This is a genomic window from Plectonema cf. radiosum LEGE 06105, from assembly GCF_015207665.1.
Lineage (GTDB): Bacteria > Cyanobacteriota > Cyanobacteriia > Cyanobacteriales > Nostocaceae > Rivularia > Rivularia radiosa_A.
Genome location: NZ_JADEWL010000012.1, coordinates 63,083 through 79,154, shown reverse-complemented (window position 1 = coordinate 79,154; position 16,072 = coordinate 63,083). Strand labels below are relative to the sequence as shown.

The 16,072-nt window shown below is 38.8% G+C and carries 16 protein-coding genes and 1 pseudogene; 6 read left to right on the top strand and 11 right to left on the bottom strand.

Going from position 1 to position 16,072, the window contains the following annotated elements:
- Positions 1 to 19: 19 nt before the first annotated feature.
- The gene (locus IQ247_RS06140) at positions 20 to 1,213 is read right to left on the bottom strand and encodes a site-2 protease family protein (protein WP_193918069.1); all 1,194 of its coding nucleotides are present in this window, start codon (positions 1,211 to 1,213) and stop codon (positions 20 to 22) included.
- Between the two features lie 407 nt (positions 1,214 to 1,620).
- Here IQ247_RS06140 and IQ247_RS06135 point away from each other — a divergent pair, with 407 nt between their 5' ends.
- Positions 1,621 to 2,370: a hypothetical protein gene (locus IQ247_RS06135; RefSeq protein ID WP_193918068.1), complete on the top strand. Its 750-nt coding sequence runs from the start codon at positions 1,621 to 1,623 to the stop codon at positions 2,368 to 2,370.
- A 14-nt stretch (positions 2,371 to 2,384) separates the two neighbouring features.
- On the top strand, positions 2,385 to 3,287 hold the full coding sequence (locus IQ247_RS06130) for a UbiA family prenyltransferase (RefSeq protein ID WP_193918067.1): 903 nt from the start codon (positions 2,385 to 2,387) through the stop codon (positions 3,285 to 3,287).
- On the opposite strand, the gene IQ247_RS06125 is transcribed toward IQ247_RS06130, so the two are convergent.
- The 5 genes from IQ247_RS06125 to IQ247_RS06105 form a co-directional block, all read right to left on the bottom strand.
- The gene (locus IQ247_RS06125) at positions 3,284 to 3,502 is read right to left on the bottom strand and encodes a hypothetical protein (protein ID WP_193918066.1); all 219 of its coding nucleotides are present in this window, start codon (positions 3,500 to 3,502) and stop codon (positions 3,284 to 3,286) included. The two genes, IQ247_RS06130 and IQ247_RS06125, sit on opposite strands and share 4 nt — an antisense overlap.
- A 5-nt stretch (positions 3,503 to 3,507) precedes the next feature.
- Positions 3,508 to 3,711 (bottom strand): hypothetical protein, encoded by a 204-nt coding sequence (locus tag IQ247_RS06120; RefSeq protein ID WP_193918065.1) that lies wholly within the window; start codon positions 3,709 to 3,711, stop codon positions 3,508 to 3,510.
- Positions 3,712 to 4,156: 445 nt separating this feature from the next.
- Positions 4,157 to 5,437, bottom strand: coding sequence for a hypothetical protein (locus tag IQ247_RS06115; RefSeq protein WP_193918064.1), 1,281 nt, complete (start codon positions 5,435 to 5,437; stop codon positions 4,157 to 4,159).
- A gap of 44 nt (positions 5,438 to 5,481) precedes the next feature.
- Positions 5,482 to 6,072 carry a YtxH domain-containing protein gene (locus IQ247_RS06110; RefSeq protein WP_193918062.1) on the bottom strand — a complete coding sequence of 197 codons (591 nt, stop codon included), beginning with the start codon at positions 6,070 to 6,072 and terminating at the stop codon, positions 5,482 to 5,484.
- Positions 6,073 to 6,872: 800 nt separating this feature from the next.
- A complete protein-coding gene (locus tag IQ247_RS06105; protein WP_193918060.1) occupies positions 6,873 to 7,994 on the bottom strand; it encodes a methyl-accepting chemotaxis protein in 1,122 nt (373 codons plus the stop codon).
- Positions 7,995 to 9,147: 1,153 nt separating this feature from the next.
- Here IQ247_RS06105 and IQ247_RS06100 point away from each other — a divergent pair.
- The 3 genes from IQ247_RS06100 (at position 9,148) to IQ247_RS06090 (ending at position 11,309) form a co-directional block, all read left to right on the top strand.
- Entirely contained in the window at positions 9,148 to 9,564 is a 417-nt protein-coding gene (locus IQ247_RS06100) for a GerMN domain-containing protein (RefSeq protein ID WP_193918058.1), read from the top strand.
- A gap of 119 nt (positions 9,565 to 9,683) precedes the next feature.
- On the top strand, positions 9,684 to 10,373 hold the full coding sequence (locus IQ247_RS06095) for a DUF5673 domain-containing protein (RefSeq protein WP_193918056.1): 690 nt from the start codon (positions 9,684 to 9,686) through the stop codon (positions 10,371 to 10,373).
- 312 nt (positions 10,374 to 10,685) lie between these two features.
- Positions 10,686 to 11,309 (top strand): DUF5132 domain-containing protein, encoded by a 624-nt coding sequence (locus tag IQ247_RS06090; RefSeq protein ID WP_193918053.1) that lies wholly within the window; start codon positions 10,686 to 10,688, stop codon positions 11,307 to 11,309.
- A 129-nt stretch (positions 11,310 to 11,438) separates the two neighbouring features.
- On the opposite strand, the pseudogene IQ247_RS06085 reads toward IQ247_RS06090, so the two are convergent.
- A pseudogene (locus tag IQ247_RS06085) lies at positions 11,439 to 11,623 on the bottom strand (IS701 family transposase); the annotation flags it as partial.
- A 394-nt stretch (positions 11,624 to 12,017) separates the two neighbouring features.
- Here IQ247_RS06085 and IQ247_RS06080 point away from each other — a divergent pair.
- The gene (locus IQ247_RS06080) at positions 12,018 to 12,353 is read left to right on the top strand and encodes a hypothetical protein (RefSeq protein WP_228059517.1); all 336 of its coding nucleotides are present in this window, start codon (positions 12,018 to 12,020) and stop codon (positions 12,351 to 12,353) included.
- A 281-nt stretch (positions 12,354 to 12,634) separates the two neighbouring features.
- Here IQ247_RS06080 and IQ247_RS06075 read toward each other — a convergent pair whose 3' ends face one another.
- The 4 genes from IQ247_RS06075 to IQ247_RS06065 all read right to left on the bottom strand — a co-directional run bounded on the left by IQ247_RS06075 (position 12,635) and on the right by IQ247_RS06065 (position 15,803).
- Complete coding sequence (locus IQ247_RS06075; protein WP_193918049.1) at positions 12,635 to 13,576, bottom strand: amidohydrolase family protein; 942 nt, start codon at positions 13,574 to 13,576, stop codon at positions 12,635 to 12,637.
- Positions 13,577 to 13,672: 96 nt separating this feature from the next.
- Positions 13,673 to 14,443, bottom strand: coding sequence for a fasciclin domain-containing protein (locus IQ247_RS06070; RefSeq protein WP_193918047.1), 771 nt, complete (start codon positions 14,441 to 14,443; stop codon positions 13,673 to 13,675).
- A gap of 157 nt (positions 14,444 to 14,600) precedes the next feature.
- Positions 14,601 to 14,732: a hypothetical protein gene (locus IQ247_RS33065; protein ID WP_265579668.1), complete on the bottom strand. Its 132-nt coding sequence runs from the start codon at positions 14,730 to 14,732 to the stop codon at positions 14,601 to 14,603.
- A 639-nt stretch (positions 14,733 to 15,371) separates the two neighbouring features.
- Complete coding sequence (locus IQ247_RS06065) at positions 15,372 to 15,803, bottom strand: peptidoglycan-binding domain-containing protein (RefSeq protein WP_228059516.1); 432 nt, start codon at positions 15,801 to 15,803, stop codon at positions 15,372 to 15,374.
- Positions 15,804 to 16,072 lie beyond the last annotated feature (269 nt).

Genomic DNA, 16,072 nt, shown 5'->3' with positions numbered 1-16,072 from the left:
GCCCAACGTCTCTACTAAATCAAACCTTGGTTTCTTGACGAAAATTATTCCTTGCTTGCTCGCTAAAAGTGTTTGGACGAGGAATATCTTCTCCAAACTCGCGCTGTCGCTGTAAAGTGTTGGCAAGGTCAGTAGCTGAGATAATTCCTTGTAAATTGCCATTATTAGTAACAAGCAAACGTTGCGATCGCGCTTCTCTCATTTTTTCTACAACTTGCATCATGTTGTCACCAAGATGAACGGTAATTCCCATCCCTACGGGAAGCATAATGTCTCTGACGGTGCGTCGATTCCATTCGTCTCGCGGAATCTGCTTCACCTGATTCAAAGTGACTAAACCGATAGGGCGATCGTTCTCCATAACTGGAAATGATTGATAACTACGGTTGAAAAAGTATCCATCCATCAACTCTTGCAGAGTCAAATTTGCGGGTACAGTTTCTGGATTAAATGTTGCTACCTCCCGCACTCGCAATCCTTCTAACATTGAGCGAATAAGTAGGTCTTGATAGCTAGACTCTGCGGCATTATTTAAAAACCATCCAATTACAATTAACCACAGTCCGCCGATAAAATCGGGAACGGGACTAAACAGTTGTAAGAATCCCCAAGTAATCAGTCCAAATCCTAATAAACGGCCACCGATAGAGGCTATACGAGTGGCTTTTTTCAGATTATTGGTAAATTTCCAAAGAGTGGCACGAAACAAGCGTCCTCCATCAAGGGGAAATCCAGGGAGCAGATTAAACACAGCCAAGATGATATTAATCCAAGCCAAATAAGCTGCAATCCCAGTTACTACAACACTCCAGCCAGCACCTTCACCAATATAGGAAATCAACCCAAATAAACCAGCAAGCCCTAGACTCGTTAATGGTCCAATACCCGCAATTTGAAACTCATCACCAGGGGTTTCAGCGTCCATTCTAGTCCGCGATACTCCACCAAAGGCAAATAAAGTAATACCTTCAACCGGAATTCCTTTTGTTCTAGCGACTAGTGAGTGAGACAACTCGTGCAACACTAGCGAAACGAAGAATAATACAGTACCCGTTATACCCATAAATATATAGGTACTTCCAGAAAGACCAGGATAATTAGCTGGAAATAGATTTACTGTCAATGTCCATAAAATCAAAAAGAAAATTAATAGCCACGATAAATCAATACGAATCTCAAACCCAAAAAGGGAACCTAATCGAAAACCTTGCATAAACTTAAGCCTATTGTAATGTAATTTTAATAACTATTGCCGTTGGCTAATGTTTCAATAAATGTTGTACGTAATTATAAGTTTTGTCGCGTCACCCACCACCTGCACTAAAAAAATAGCCAAACTCCCTTTCACTATCCGTAATCGATGCGAATCATTTATAACTTATCTATTTTGAAAAATAATTACATCTATCAATCAATAGATTATCGGCAAAGAAAAACTATTCAAGCAGCTATGTCTTAGGTTAGAGGCACCATCCGGTCGTAATTTACTTAAATACTTGCATCATTGCAACTCCACCAACCATAGTTACTTCCTGGCAGGTGTAAAATATGAATTATTAACCTGATCTTCTACTGTTCCCTATTCCCTTTTATTCTCATAAATACACGGAACTATTTTTTATGATTAAAAATACACCATTAAATCCCCAAGAACTAAATCAAAAAACTACAGAAGAATTAAAGCAAGAATTATTGCAAGTGACTCAAGACAAAGATATTCAACCACTGAAGCAAAAAGTACAATTTTATCAAGATTGTTTAGCACCGATTTTCACCGAGTTAAGCCAGCGCAATCCTTTTCCTCAAACAGAAGAGCAAATACCGCTGATTTTGGGTGTCTGGAAACCCGTTTGGTCCACAATTCCCTTTCAAGACACTTTACCGGGACGTTTACCCTGGCAATCTTATCAAATATTTCATGATGATGGGTTTTATGCAAATATCGCTCGCTATGCGCCCGGTAATAAGCTTAAATTAGGCTGGTTGCAAAAAATAGCATCGGTATTACTGGCTTTTGACCTGATGATTGTACAAAAGTATCAAATCAAAGAAGGTGAATGGCTGATTGAAAATATTAGTATCAAACAAGCATTAAGATGGCAAGGAATTCCTTTAACGATTGAAAAAGCAGATAGCTGGTTTACGGAAGTAGTTCAATCTTATTCTCAACAGACTGGCGAAACAACAAATACTTCTACTCAAGTGGAATTGAAAAACTTAGATAGTTGTACTGCTAAAAAATATCAAACGGCTTTGGGCGCTACTCCTCAATTCGAGCATTTATATATAGATAATGATTTTCGCTTAGTGAAAAGCAGGCGACAAGCAAAACAAAGATATTCTTATACTATTGCAATAAGAACACAATAATTTTGATTTTTGTAATGACATTTAACCACCTTGAACGAGGAAAATTTTCTGTTTCTAAATGGCTGTACCAACTTTTTTTGAATTTTTTTATCTATCCTAGTATTTGGGTTGCTGCGGGGATTGCATCTTTAGGAATGTTTACCCAGAGGGTACTAGAATTGGGGGATAATTGGCAACCCATTGCTTTTATATTTGTCACTGCTTTAATTCCTTACAATTTAGACCGCATTTTTGACTCCTACATACAGGAAATACCCGAAGCTCAAGCGCAGTTATTTTTCCGAAAACCTTATATTTTTGTTTTATTATTTTCAGCGATCGCAGCGACTGCTGCATTACTCTACTATGCGCCTTTAAGAGTCCGTTATGTAAGTTTTGCTGGTATTATTCCCTTAGTTTATGGTACGCCTTTATTTCCCTGGAAAACTAAATCGGGACTGCATTGGTATCGCTTGAAGGATATCCCCGGCTCAAAAGCCTGGATTGTTGGTAGCACGTTAACCTATGCGGTTATTGCTTTACCTTTAGCTTATGCTGGAGCGAAATTTAATCTTGTTGCAGCATTCACAACTTTGTTTATGTTTGTGTTTATTGTTTCTAATGCCCATGTTTTTGATATTCGGGATATAGAATCTGACCGCGAAAAGGGTGTAGTTACATTACCAATTATGGTCGGAATCAAGGGAACAAAAACTCTTTTGACTACTATTAACCTATTGATGTTGCTAATAATAATTAGTGCATGGATAACCGATACAATGACTTTCCATCCAGAAATAATCCTGGCTACAGCAGTTACTATCAGCTATATCTGGGCGGTTAAAGCAGAAACACCCCGTTCGGTTTACAGTATTTGGATTGAGGGATGTTTATTCGTACCACTTTTAGCAAACTGGGCGATTGCAACTATTTTTTAATTGGCATTTTCTATGCGAATGTCTTGTTCTTCCAAAAGAATAGTTGTCTCTGCACCTACTCGCCCAAAATCGGGTTCCGGACCCATATTCATTTCAACAGTATAAATCCAGGTATGAACTTCTTTTTGAAGTTTTTTAATTTTGCCAGTACCACCAATAAAGTAAACTTTTTGTTGCTGACGAAATTTGGGTTTAGTAAGACAATTAACACTCATAAATATTACTCTGGCTTCAAAAACAACCAACTAACAAAGAAAAATGAGGCAGTAAATAGCTGAATGATATCTATAGCAGATAAATAACCATCAGCCAAGGAAGCAAGTATACGGTCGCTAATACCAAATAACCAACAACTCGTACCAAAAATCCAAATTCCTTTTTTTAGAGTTAAAGGAAAATTTACCGTACTTTTTAGTTGATTCATTTACATTCTTCTCAGTAAAGTATTTCTAACTTTCTATTAATTAAGGAATTAAAGCAATTTTTTAGTACTTACTTCAATTGCTTGTATTCATGCTATTCAATTATGAATTACATGGTTTCTATCCAAAGTCATAATTAAATATTTTTGGATGATTTCAAAAATATTCAACACACTACATAATAATATGCAAAAACAAAAATAAATATTCATCAGATTTATATAAAAAATTTTCAAATTAGTATATTGAACTGTTGAATTATGTAAACAAAATTGCCGTTTAAAATTAAATAAAAATATTGTGTATACTTCGAGTGATAGAAAAATAATTTATTACTTTAGTTAGATGTATACAATCGCAAAATGAAAGCTAAAAATATTACTAAATGAAAACTATAAAAAAGCCTCTCCCTTTTTGAGGGGAGAGGTTTGGAGAGGGGTTATAGTATTAATAACAACCGCTACCACATCTGTAAACTTTCGCCCAAACGGATGTGACAGGTTTAGTGGTTCTAGAAGATGTAATAAATTCTACTTTAAGAATCTTTAGCTTCTCTGGAGGCTGAAGAACATCTAAAACTTTTTGTTCTTGATAAGAGAAGTTAGGTTTTTGTGGTACATTCTCCCTCAAAGTCAAGCCTGGTTCAACATTGACAGTGACTATCGTCCCTACTGATGGAACAATAGGTGAATCGGTAGATTGCGAACCTTTAACTAAAGACTTTCCAGAAAATGCTGGCGTTGAGGTATTGTTGATATTACCTATAAAAATCCACCCATCGGCAATTTCTCCTGTTGAAGTTAGACTTTGATTAGATGCTGGTTGCCTTAATGTTATTACTTCATAGTTTTCTTTTGGACTAAATCCGGAGATTGAACCTAGAGAAATGAAAGCAACTGCTCCTATAATTGCTCCTATGAGTGTTGGGATTTTGCCAATTTGGAATTCAATTCTTTGTGGCTTTTCTGGCTCGAATTGTTGAGCAGTTTTTTGATTATCAGTTTCAAGTTCTTCTGGGGTTGGTTGAATATTTTTATTTTCAAGTTTAGTTGCTTGGGTTGTCAAAGGCGGCTCTGTTACCACAGACTTTTGATCTAAATCGCTATTGTCGCGATCGCATGACTTTGCCTGATTCTCTGTATCTTTTGTAGTGTCCTCATCACTGTCTACAGAGAGCTTTATTTCCTCAATTGTATCTTTTACTGTATTAACTACTGTATCTACTACATCGATTACAGAAGGCTTTACTTCATCAACTGTATCTTTTACTGTATCCACTACATTATTGACACCGTGGATACTATAGTTAACTCCTTCAGCTACATTGTTGGCTGTACCTACTACAGAGGGCTTCACCTCATCAACCGTATCTTTTACTGCATCTAATACACTGATTACAGAGGGCTTGATTTCTTGTATCGTATCTTTTAAAACAGTGCCTACACTGTTAACATTGTGGTTAACAGTCTCAGATACACTATTAGCTGCGTTCTCTATACTTTTTACAGTGCGGTTAACACACACAGCCGTACCTCTGCCAACCAAACCGCCAGCTGTTGCGCCCACCACAGCACCAAAAATTCCTCCAACTCGGCGACCGAGTAAACCACCAATTGCAACTCCAACTAATCCACCACCTATACCAGAAGAGCCTGTTCGATCTGCTCCCGCTTGATTATGATCTGGCTTTTCCTCACATTCATCAATAGGCTGCTTGTTTTCGCTCATAATACTATCCTGTTACAGTAGGGTGGGGATTACCACCCTCTACTTTACTCCTGGTTTTCGATTGGCATATCTTCCATTGGAACTAAAATATAAGCCTTTTGACTATTACCTATCTTAACGATGTTGGAGCTTTGATTTTCAGACGGCTGGACATTCTCAATTGCACTTGTAGCTATATTGACTTTACGTTGGATGTTATGATTAATACCTTGAGCTGCACCTTGAACAACATCCACTGTATTGGTCATGGTGTCGTTAACTCCTACTGCTGTAGCTGTCATCGCATCTACCGCATTTGTTACAGAGTTGTTAACACCTAGGGCTGTATTCCTAACACTATCCCCTACATCTTTTGCAGTATCGTTAAAGCCTTCAGCTATTATCCTTATTGAGTTACTCACATCTTCTACAGTTCGGTTAACATTCTGGGCTCCACTTTTTACCGTATTTCCTACACTTTTTACAGTTTGATTAACCTTTTGGGCTGTACCTTTAGTAGTTAAAGCCCCAGCGATCGCACCTAATGTTGCACCAATAACTGCTCCAATTGCGACTCTAGATAACCCATTATTACTTTCGCTACCTGCTTGATAATTATCAGGTTGCTCCGAATGCTCCTGGTTCCCATTTACCATAATTGTGTCCTTTATATCAAAATTCGTGGTGATGAATAAGTAGTGATTTTACTGCCTAAAACTCTTGCTACGGGTTGGTTAAATCAGTAATCCTTTTCATTAGTTATGCTCTCGTTAAATATTTGTAGTGTCCGGATCTAGCTTTTTGCTAACAACTAGTAGTACTTTTCATTAGTTATGCGGGGTAATAAATTGGTAATTCGTAGTGCGTTAATCTCACCCTCCGGGTGAGATTAACGCACTACAAATATTTAACCCATCAGAACTAATGCAATCGACTACTAGTGGTCCACCACATTAATTTTGAGGAGTTAAAATACCTCTTCGTAGGTTGGGTTAAGCGTTGGCGAAGCCTGTCCGACAGGACATAGCGCAACCCAACGCGGGTGCCGAGGCTCCACTACGTTTTGCTTCGCAACGCTTGCGCGAACAGCCCAACCTACAATATTACATTGATTACCCCTCAGAACTAATGCAAAGGGCTACTAGTACTCCGCCACATTAATTTTGATGGGTAATGCGTTCGTAGTGTTCGGGTCTCGCTCGCTGGTAGTAGCTAGCGACTTTTTCGGGTCGCACTACCTCTACACCTCAAAACTTGTGTGGTCAAGTAGTAGTAGTTCACCATATTCATTATGATTGGTTTTCGTTTTGACTTTAATCCTGAAATTAAGGGCTGAGCCACTTACTACGAACCTTTATTACCACTCATAATTAATGTGGTGGAGTACTAGTTACACGGCAAATTATTAGCGATCAGTTTTTTTAGTCAAAAGTGATAACTTGGGACTGCCATCTAATCAAATAATTTCTTCTTTAAACGGATCTGCTTGATTTGTTGCCAGACTAGGATCGACATCTGGTAGGGTTGAATTAACAACAGATTGTTCTGTGGGGTCAGAGGGTGAAGCGTAGACTATCGGAGTACTAGCTATCTTAACTTCATAATCATGATCTTGCTCGTTGTCTGCAATCGTCTGCTGCTGACTTTGGTTTTCCCCATCGTCAGAAGGTTTCATGTTTTCAGCTTGATTCTTGGCTTTTTCGGCTGTATCTTGTACGGCTTGGTTAACATCTTCGGTTTTCTTCTTGGCTGTATCGGCTGCATCTTGTACAGCCTGGTTAGCTTGTTCGCTAGTCTGCTTAGTATTATCAGCTACATTCTCTACAGTTTGGTTAATACGTTGGGCTGTATCTGTTGCGGCTTGCTCAACACCTTCAGCAAGATTGTTGGCTGTATCCTTAACCATCTCTGTTGCACCTTGTACGACTTGGTTAAGATTTGTCGTTGTATTTCCTGCTGCTTGCAATACACCTTTTGCAGTTTGCTGAACACCTTGAGTAATACCTTTAGCGGCATCTATCGTACCACCTACAACAACATAACCAACACCCTCAGCAACACTCTTGGCTCCATCTCCTACACCTTTTCCTGCTTGGCTAAGACCTTCACCTACAGACTTTGCAGCACCTTTTAAACCTTTTAAAGAATGGTTCATCCCCTGAGATGTTCTTTTACTAGCCAAAGCGCCAACTAATGTTGTTAATGTCGCACCAACAAGTCCACCTATCAATGCTCTACCCAATGTGGAATTCATCCCTTGTTTTTGTGAAGAACCACCATTGGATTGGGATTGTTTTTGTGAAGAACCATCACCGGATTGGGACTCATTTGTAGTCTTAACACCTGTATTTGGAATTGAAGAACGAACTTCGTTCCTAAATTCCTTCGATTCCTCAACACTTGTGTTTGTACCTACCGAACGATTTAATGGTTGAGTTGTGGTCACAGAGTTATCGTTTTGGACTTTATATACATCAACACTTGGGTTTGTATTTAAAGAATCACTATGAGGTTGACTTATACTCTTATCGTTGTTATTTAAACTTTGTTTATCCAGATTCTGCTTACTTTCAATCATGTCAATTGTCTCCTGAATCAAAAAGCTTTAATGCCTAGTTGAGTTAATTGTTTGTATACTTTTATCATACGGTTACAGATAATTTCTAAACTGTACTAAAGTCAGACATACTCAATTAAACGCTCTATCCCAAGTGATAATTTTTGAATTTAGCAAGACTTACGGAATTGCCACAAAGCAGTCTGTGCAAAGCACTTTCTTTAAAAGACCACCAGGAAATTCTCAGAAGCCAATATTGCACGGTTTTGGTTCTGGCTTTGTTAAGTACCCGTTGTGGGGAAAATTGTGCCAATAAGAAATCAAATAAATAAATCTAACTATTGATAGACATAAAACAGAATATAATCTTACACCTGAAAGATGTAACATCCAATTGTTCAAAACTACAATAGAACCAATCATTAGTGTCCCAATTCCGCCTTTGTAGGAATAATTTGGATATTTTAGACGGATTTATAATCAATCAGAAAATCTAGACCAAGTACCCATCACAATTAAGGTGGTGAACTAGTAGTCCACCACACAAGTTAGAAGGGGTTTGTTCGTCTACCGACGTGCTGTAGAGACGTTATGTATAACGTCTCTAGACAATTTTGGGAAAAACTAACCATTCAAAATTGCGGAGTACTAGTGGTCCACCACATAAGTTATGAGGGGTAATCAATGTAATATTGTAGGTTGGGCTGAATGTAATGAAGCCCAACACCCGCGTTGGGTTGCGCTATGTCCTGTCGGACAGGCTTCGCCAACGCTTAACCCAACCTACGAAGAGGTATTTTAACTCCTCAAAATTAATGTGGTGGACCACTAGTACTCCGCCACATAAGTTATGAGGGGTAATCAATGTAATATTGTAGGTTGGGCTGTTCGCGCAAGCGTTGCGAAGCAAAACGTAGTGGAGCCTCGGCACCCGCGTTGGGTTGCGCTATGTCCTGTCGGACAGGCTTCGCCAACGCTTAACCCAACCTACGAAGAGGTATTTTAACTCCTCAAAATTAATGTGGTGGACCACTAGTAGTCCATTTCATTAATTATGATGAGTTGCATTTTAGTCCTAAAGAAGAGGACTTAGGCTATTAGCCGGGGAATTCATTCCCCGACGGACTCAGGACTTACACAAGCACGATGATTTTAATTATTTTGACTTCAAACAATGATTAAATTTTCTATTTTTGGCAGTTTACTTTGGCTTACTACTGGTATTTCTGGATTTAGTTCTGCTCAAGTAGTAACTAGGACAACTGATAATTTAGCTGTTGCTCGCTTTGCTATTAATCAACTTATCGCAGGTCCTACCAACAGCGAAAAACAAAATGGTTTGACTGACGTACTCGATTTCACAGGAGAATCAACTTGCGGACAAGATTTCCAGATTTCTATTAATTCTGGAGTTGCAATATTACAATTTTGCCGTAATGTTCCGACAGCAGGAATCGGAGATGATGCCCGGATAAAAACTGCTATTAACAAAACTTTGGCACAATTTTCTACAGTAAATCAAGTAGTAATTTTGGATAAAAACGGTAATTGTTTCAAGGATGCAAGCGGTAGAAATTTGTGTTTAAGCTAATATTATAAGCATAAATATATTTCGCTGCTTGGATGCATCTTTATCTCGATTTTAGATAACGTAATTTGAAGAATGAATATACAAAATTATCATAAAGCCGAGTGGCGAGGGAAAAGCTGATGAATTGGTTCGTTGTTGTGGGCACTTTGGTAGCAGCTATTATTGGTTTAGGTTTTGGTTACTTTATTGCCAGTTTCATTGTCGGCAAGGAAGCTGCTCAAAGAAACTTACGAAGTGTTCTTCCTATTGGTGTTTTCATAGGAGTTTTAATAGCGTTTTCGGGTTATTATTTGTCCAATATAGAATTTCTCTTGCTTGTCCTAGCAGTTCTATCACTTATCTTTATAATAGGTAGCCTTGTTATCTGGTTTTGGCGCAAACAAAAGACTGGTTCGCTATTGTTAAATGTCGGACGAACTCGCAGTCACTGGTTAATATTGGGGACTGGGATAATTTTTCTTTTGTTAGCAGTTGGACAAACTTACACATTAATTACTCAGACATCTGAGTTTTTTTCTGAAGACAATAATATTTTATTATTTAATTTAGTTATTAATTGGGCTTTAGCTATCTTGTTATTAGTAAGTGGACTATCTAAGTTAGAGTTGCGAGAAAAAGCTATTTGTTTTATGACCGCAGTTATAAGATGGGATGAGATAAAATCTTATAAATGGGAAGGGAAACAACAAAATATCCTTACAATTTGGCTGAAAAAGCGATTTCTTGGGCTTCCTAATTTTAAAATTTTACCAATTCCCCTTAGTAAGAAAGCTGCTGTTGAAGCCATTTTAAGCGAACATCTGTCTTAAGGAAGTTGCAGACAGTTAATCTATTCTTATTTTATTATTTTTTAAACAACGACAGCAGCAGGATTTATATTTAGGAATAGCCGCAATTGTCACAAGTAACGGGTGGTGCGTTACACCACAACCCATATTATTGCGTTAAAAATTTAATTAAGTGTCACAGCACTCTACAAGTTTAATATGCCAGTTGCGGCCATTCCTGATATTTATTGGGATTTGATTTTGTTTACTTGTACCTGTCTAAAGAAAGAAGAATAATTTTTAGATAAAGAGTAATCTATAGAATCGATAGCAACGATTATCGGCGGCAAAAAAATGGCAGCAGAATTTGATTGGGATGAGATTGAAGTATCAGAAATCCTCGAAGGGCTGACGGCAGTTATGGTTGCACCATTAGTGCTACCTCTGGCTGCTGGGATTAATCAGCCATTAGCCAAAAAAACTGTTAAAGAAGCGATCGCCTTTTCTCAAAGGTGTAAGGAAGCAGTAGCCGATGCCAAAGAGCGATTTGAAGACGTTTTAGCAGAAGCACAGGCAGAATTAGACCAAGAACAACAGCCAGAGTTAGATTCAGAACCTCTTCGTCCCCATTCTTCCAGATATCACACCCATGTCTCGGAAGGAACATCGGAAGTGGCGGGGGAAATGCTTGATGCAGTGTCAGAATTGAATTACCAAGTTGGCTGGCTTACTAATGGCTATGTGGATTTACGGCTATTGATGCCTTTGGGTTTGGGAACTCTAGCTTTAGGACAATTGATAACTCAAGGACCGCAATTAGATAAAATTCCCTGGTATAACTTAGCTTGGTATGCCTTTGATAGTTTTAACAAGCTCAATCAACCAGAATCCAAGTCGCAATGGCTAGGTGAAGAAAGACAAGCTTTAACACCTGTTAAGATGTCAAGAAAAGATGAAATTGCTAACGATAACGATTAGTGGAACTTAAACAAAAATTAAGCCCAAATGTAACCCAAACTGGCTTTATAAGCTGCAAACACGTCACAATTATGAGTCAACCAATCAAAAAAGCGAAAAGACATAGCTGTTCTAAACGCTTCCAAAGATATGGTATTCTACCCCTATGGCGTTCTCTGCCATCTGATATAGCTTTTTTCGCTCACTTTCCCCAATAATTCCCCTAAATAATTCCTAAACCCTTTTTTTTGGGCTTTATGCGTAAACGCTTCATCAAACTGTTGACACAATTTTTCAAAACATGGTGGTATTGCTGCGGGGGTTGTCTCTTTCATAGGGTGTTTTAACGTAAAACCTGGTTTGGCAAAGCATTATACCGTGTTTTTACTTGATTTTTTGTTTAAGTCCTGTGTGAGCCTGCTTGCTCTTCTTCCTTGGGGTAGATTGACTTATGACTCCATAGCATGAGGAAGAAAGTGAATGAAATCATTTATCTTTGAATTAACATAACACAAGAAATGAAAGCAGCATTGAATTAACAGTTAACAACTGTAATTATTCGTTTTCAAGCTAAATGTTTGGCAAGCTGTTGAAAATCAGTGAAATCAGTTAAAGAAAAACTGATTTGAAGTTTGTTTTGCAACCATCAATTGACGACAATAGGAGGTTTTCATCAAGAAATTGACACAATATGCGGGGCTAATTGGAACAGCGCTTGGTAGCATCGTCATGGGTATTTCAGCCGTTCCCCATGCTGCTTCTGCTGAAACAGTAGCTCAATTACCTGTGCGGCAGAATACTTCCAATATACGTGCAGTGTTACCGTTATCGCAAATCAGAGTAGCTGACCTTGCGCCCTACCCACGCAATCCTTGCCCAAGCATATGGTACGAAAGACCTTATAGCCAAAGGGTTGTGGTTCCTGCGGCTTGTCCCGCTAATACCATTACTCAGCGACTAGCTACCCTTGAACTACTTGATGATGTTCGCACCAGAACGACACAAACAGGAACTCCAGGTGTGATGGGAGCACCATACCGTGATTACCCCAATGAAACCTATTAGGTATTTAACCGAGAACCTTGTATCTTTTCTGCAAGGTGGGCTAAAAAGACTTGTCATATTAGGGTTTAATACTCTGCTACTTCATCATTAAAAAATGCCAATCCAATCACGAAGAATCAAGCCTTTTCAGACCATATTGCGGGGTTTTGAGGAAAAAATTAGCGAACATGACATTTGTCACCCAGACGATAATTTGTCTGGGTGACAAAACAGTACTTTTTTAGCTTTTTAGAAACAATATTTAGAAAAAATATTTCTCTGCCCGCATCTAAAAATAAAGCCTACACAGGCAACACAGATGCATAAAGCCGATTAGCAGTTTTTGTACAAACGTTTTCACAAGTTTCTTTGCTTAAACAATCAAGGAATGGTGTATATCTTCCTAAACGTTCTCCAAGGCTTTCAAAATGACCAAATATATCTGAACCTAAACAAATTCTGTGGCTATGTTTTTCTGTTAATTTGAGCCAATTCTCATCAGGTTGTCCTTGAGGACAAATATAATGGTCAAAAACCAGCCAGGAATAATCGACATAAAGATTGTGATACTTGCATAAAAGGTTGTCTATGACTTCATGTAATTTTTCTATCCTCACCCGACGAGAAACGCCGCAGTGTGCCCATACTAGCGTGGTATGAGGAAAAGCCTCCAGCATTTCAATAATTTCATCAGTATAAGATAGTTGATTTGTACGACCAACCGATGTGGCATTTTGATGAACTAAAATAGGAAGCTGATGTTGACCTGCAAAGTCAAATATCGGAAACAAAGCTTTATGATTAACGCGTGCTGGTTGTCCATAGGTTAGATTAGTCAGGTCATCATGCCTGCAAAGAATTTCACCAATGCCTTTAAAAACGCTAGGATACAAGTCCATAATCCGTTCAATATGTTTAATTGCATACCTATCTACAGGCGAAAAACCACATATGAGAGGAATAATACGCTTCCTATTCTCAGCAGTTAGATTCATGTATGCTTGAGCAATAATTGCATCTGTAAGCGAGTAATAATAACAACGACTTTCGTTAGAAAGATAGTAGGTTGGTTCTTCATTCTCCCACTCGGGCCATTGTTTAGAAACTGGCAATCCAAAAACGATGCATTTTTCTACACGTGCTTTGTCCATCTCTCGAAGTAAAGCGTCAAAGCCGTCAGTTTGCTGAATAAAATTAACGCCATGTAAATGGGCATCGAAGATAACATATTTAGATGAAGACATCTTAATTTTATTGAATTGTTGGAAACAAACTCGGATAGAGAGTTAACATTTTTAGGGCGATTGCCTTACGGTAATCGCCCTAAACTACGAAGAAATCTAGTTACTCATAGTAGGCTGAGTATTTACAGTATTTAAATTCAGCTGAGTTTGCAGTTCGGGTGGGATCAGCAAGCGATTAATAGGGTAGATCACACCGTTATCTACTCCAACGGGTGCACCAATGACACGAGCTTGATACCTGACTAACTCCTCAGAGGTCTGTGCATCTAACCCTTCATTCACTTCTCCGGTTAATCCAGGCTCTTGAGATAAGGCTGTAGAAGTGTCTCCAATACCAACTTGTTCAAATTCTGCTTCTCCTTCTGATTGTCTAATATGATAAGAGAGAATTTGTTTGAGTAAATCTCGGTTTTCCGGTTGTACTAGAAGCTTAATAGTGCCGATTGGCAGAGCTGCAAAAGCTTCATCGGTAGGAGCATAAACTCTGTAAAAATCATCATCGTTATTAAATTCATAGATGAGATCGGAGTTTTGTCCAGCTACTCGCAAAAGAGAGTTGAGCATCTCGAATGATGGACTTAAGGACACAACCTCAGCAGCAGTCATAGACTGGGAATCACGGGGTATAACAATAGTGTTTGCACTGGTGAAGAAGGGGAGGGTGGATGCAGGTGCATTATTTATATTAGGAGTAGGAACAGCTCCAGGGGTAGGGGTAACTTGGTTTAGGCTGGGATTGACTTGAGTTGGGTTGGGAGTAACTTGATTTGGGCTGGGGATAACTTGAGCTAGGGTAGGAATCTGGCTTCCAAATGTAAAACCTACAGCACTAGCAAGACCAGCAAATAATTTAAGTGACAGTTTCATATGGATTATCTCCTCTATGCTTTGACTAGTTGTTTAAGGATGTAAGAAAAATGAACGATACAAAGATGAATCGGGAGCAAGGGGATTACTGACGCAACCATTTCTGGTTTGTGGAATTTTGTAGTAAATGCAAATGTTGCTATTGCTGCTGCGGTTGCTACGGTGCTGCTGCTCCTGGTACGGCAACTGTTACTGCTGAAGCAACAATATAAGGTCTATTGTTCAATTCCGCTTCCAATTCGGAAGATAAATCTAGATCGTACTCTTTCTCGATCTCAGCTATAACCAATTGGCGGACAGTACCTGTTACGCGGACGAGGGTATTCGGTTGGAGTGCAAATATGGAAACTCCGAATAACACCCACAACTAACGCAGCTTGATTGTTCAAGAACTCATTAGATACGACCGTGAAAGCATTTGGACTAATCACTCTTCCAACTTCACCACTAATAGTGACTGTTTCGCCTATAAGGTCGGCACCTACTTCTTGAGCGACATCGCTTGTAGTTGTACCAGCTTCGGGACCCTCTGAAGAGTTGCATGCAGGAAGAATTAGCGTAAAAAACTATAGAGCAATTGCTCCGCTAGTCTTCCAAAAAGCCTCAACTAAGTCATCATGATTAAGTTGGTGGTGTTTGGGAATACAGAGCTTATTAAATCTATTAATCATCAAATAGTCTTCTCAATTGATTTTGGATCAGCCTTTGTACGCTCGTGTTCGCCGTAGTTTTCTCCCATATAATACACTTTTAAAGGTTATTGATTGATAGATAGAGGACATTTTTGTCTTGGTAGAAGTTTAGAATAACCAAAGACAAAATGACCCAACAGTACTGAGTTGTAGCTTTAGGAAATACTAGAAATATCAGTGCCATATCATAAAGCAATACGGCACTGGTACAAATTAGTTGAATTTAAGAACGTTATTTACAGAATCTCGTCCTCTTCGTTCTCAAACCAACCCCAAGTTTCTTCGCCAACGATGCCATCAGCTACAAGGTTATTTGCTCGCTGATATTTTTGGATAGCTCCATAGGTCTGTTGACCGTAGATACCGTCAATAGGACCGTCATAGTATCCGGCGTTTTCTAAGAAAAGTTGAACATCTCTAACAGCTGGGCCCACTTCACCATACTCTAATGTAGGGGCTGTCGCAGCGTTATATTCGCCAAGACTACCGTCAGCTAGGATTTGAGCTTTGGCTGGTAAACCGCCCATAAATATTGAACCTACACCTAGGAAAGAAGCGGCTCCGAGTGCAATAAGACCAGAACGGAGAAAGTTAGTAGACATGATGATAAAAACCTCTTGGTAACAACACAACAAAATCAATTCAAAACAAGCCACAACTGATGCCATTAGATAATGAAAATCCAACTTCCATTTAATGGCTTAGTTCTACAGGTACAATTCGCTCAAACTTGTGAAAGTACCTCGGGAGCAAGTGGCTGTTATTGAAACCACCCTGATAGTTACTCAACTAGCTTGTGGTGCTTGCTTTGTGTTTTGTTATATTTCAATGTTATGAAGGCATTGTTAAGAAAACATCAATCATATGTCAGAGTTATTGATTGCTAATAACCGTCCTGATTGAATATTGCTGCTTTGGGTATTTTCCTCCAATTAGG